Source organism: Oleiphilus sp. HI0128, from assembly GCF_001635365.1.
This window is the reverse complement of the sequence record NZ_LWGG01000830.1, coordinates 1-2,192: the sequence shown is the minus strand read 5'-3', so window position 1 is coordinate 2,192 and position 2,192 is coordinate 1. Positions and strand designations below refer to the sequence as shown.

The following is a 2,192-nucleotide window of genomic DNA, read 5'->3' as shown; positions in this document are numbered from 1 at the left end:
TCATCCATAGACATTGATGGTGACAGTATCACTAACTCTGACGATCTAGACGATGATAATGATGGTATTCCTGACATTATTGAAGGGGACTTCACTGTCGATACCGATGCTGACGGACAACCTGATAAAATTGATTTGGATAGTGACAATGATGGTTTAACTGATATAAGAGAGTCGAATTCAGGACTAATTGATCTGGACAGCAACGGTGTAATCGATACAGTCGTTGATGCAAATGCAGATGGCCTAGACGATGCGATCACGTCAGCTTTTGCCGTGTCAGACACTGACAACGATGGTGTACCCGATTTTCAGGACCTTGACTCGGACAATGATGAAGTAACGGACCTTCAAGAAGCGAATCTTCCGGGTACGGACCTTAGTGAGATTGACAGCGACAATGACGGTATGGTTGACCTGCTATCATCATCGTCAGGCTTAAGCAGTCATGTTTTCTCTACGCTTATCGATAGCGATGAAGATGGAACTGAAAACTACCGGGACCGCGATAGCGACAATGACGGCTACCCTGACGGCCTGGAAAACGGTGACTTTGATAACAACGGGATTATCGACCTTGCCGAAGATGACGACACTGGTATTAGCACAGCCAAAAGTGGAACAGGTGGCACCATTAATCCCCATCTAGCATGGTTGCTGCTTTTACTTCCCTGGCTTTATAAGAGCTACAGAGCAATACAACACAAGCATGCTTTCTGGATGGCGATAGTTTTTTTACCTCTGCTTATGCATGTAAATGATGCCTCGGCTGACAACAATAATCAGTGTGCTCAGGAGCTAAAATTTGACGATTTATCAGAACTCTTATTTCAACCCTGTTGGTATGTATCCGCCGGGCTAGGTTATAGCTACTTGGCCCCCTCTGGAGAAAGTAACGGCTGGTCAAGTAATGACAAAAGTAGTATTGGCTTTAGTTTCTTGGCTGGTCGCCATCTCAGTGAAAAATGGGCACTGGAGTTAGACTATTCTTTCCTGGGGGAAGCGGGCTTAAAAAATAGTAACCCCACCCTAAATGCAAGTCTAGATGCGGCGATTAGATACCGAGCCCCAAGTCTAATGATTGCATATCGATTCTTACCCCAATATAAGCCTTTCAATGCCCACTTCAAACTTGGGGGAACCTGGCTCAATACAGAAGCAACAGACTCGCGTATTGGCTATGAAGAAGAGTCAACTGTACAAGTTACCTGGGGAATCGGTGCTTACTACAGATTCACCGATAGTCCCTGGTTCATCAGCTTTGACTATACCAATCATGCCAAAGATGCTCGCTTCAGCGGCTTTCATATAGGCCGTTATTTTGGCTTCAAAAAACACATTCCTAAAGTGGAAAAAATCGTAAGAACCCCATTTGAGAATCTACAGCTCCAACTCGATTCAGACCAGGATGGCGTGATAGACAAACTCGATGAATGTCCGCTATCGGATCGTGGAGTCGAAGTTGATAAAACAGGGTGCTGTACTGAAAAAGCAGGCTGTATCAGGATTCAGTAGTAATCAATAACGATTATTAGTTCTGTTTCTCATGAGACTGCGCAAGTACAAAACCGAGAAGCATCAGTATAGCTCCCACAAAGCCGTACATACCTAAGACTTCATCGAATACCCAGTAACCAACCATTGCGCCAAAAACAGACTCCATCGAAAATATGATCGCTGCAATAAAGGGGTCTGCTTTCTTTAAAGCAAAGACCTGAAGTGTATACGCCATACCCACAACGAAGATGCCACTACACAAGGCCCAAAGATAAGCAGAGTTGAGACTAGCCATAGGGCCGCCCTCAAAGCTCAGGGAAAAAACTAAACTTAATAAAGCGCAGACAATAAATTGAAAAAGTGCGAGAACAAGCAAGTCATGCTTGCCCACCCAGAAACTGATAGCCCATAAGTGAAGAGCCCAAAAAACGGCTCCAGCAAGTGCCAAGCCATCACCTAAATAATTAAACTTTCCATCAAAACCGCTCAGTAAGGACAAGCCACACAGAGCAATCAAACCACCAATCCAGGTCAGTAAAGGGTAACTTTTCTTAAATAAGATACCGATAAGCGGGACAAGCGCGACATAAAAGCCGGTGATAAAAGCCACATTGGCGACTTTAGTATAGGCCAAGCTGATTTGCTGAAAAGCAGCGCCAGCCGTTAACAGTAGGCCTAAGCCTGCACCGGCGAGA

General features: G+C 44.8%; 2 protein-coding genes. One reads left to right on the top strand and one right to left on the bottom strand.

Going from position 1 to position 2,192, the window contains the following annotated elements; translation table 11 throughout:
• The coding region (locus A3763_RS12700; protein ID WP_156495073.1) for an outer membrane beta-barrel protein at window positions 1-1,515 on the top strand (1,515 nt) is incomplete at its 5' end.
• A 16-nt stretch (window positions 1,516-1,531) separates the two neighbouring features.
• Here A3763_RS12700 and A3763_RS12695 read toward each other — a convergent pair.
• Window positions 1,532-2,192: DMT family transporter (locus tag A3763_RS12695; protein ID WP_068760102.1), on the bottom strand; the 661-nt coding region annotated here is incomplete at its 5' end.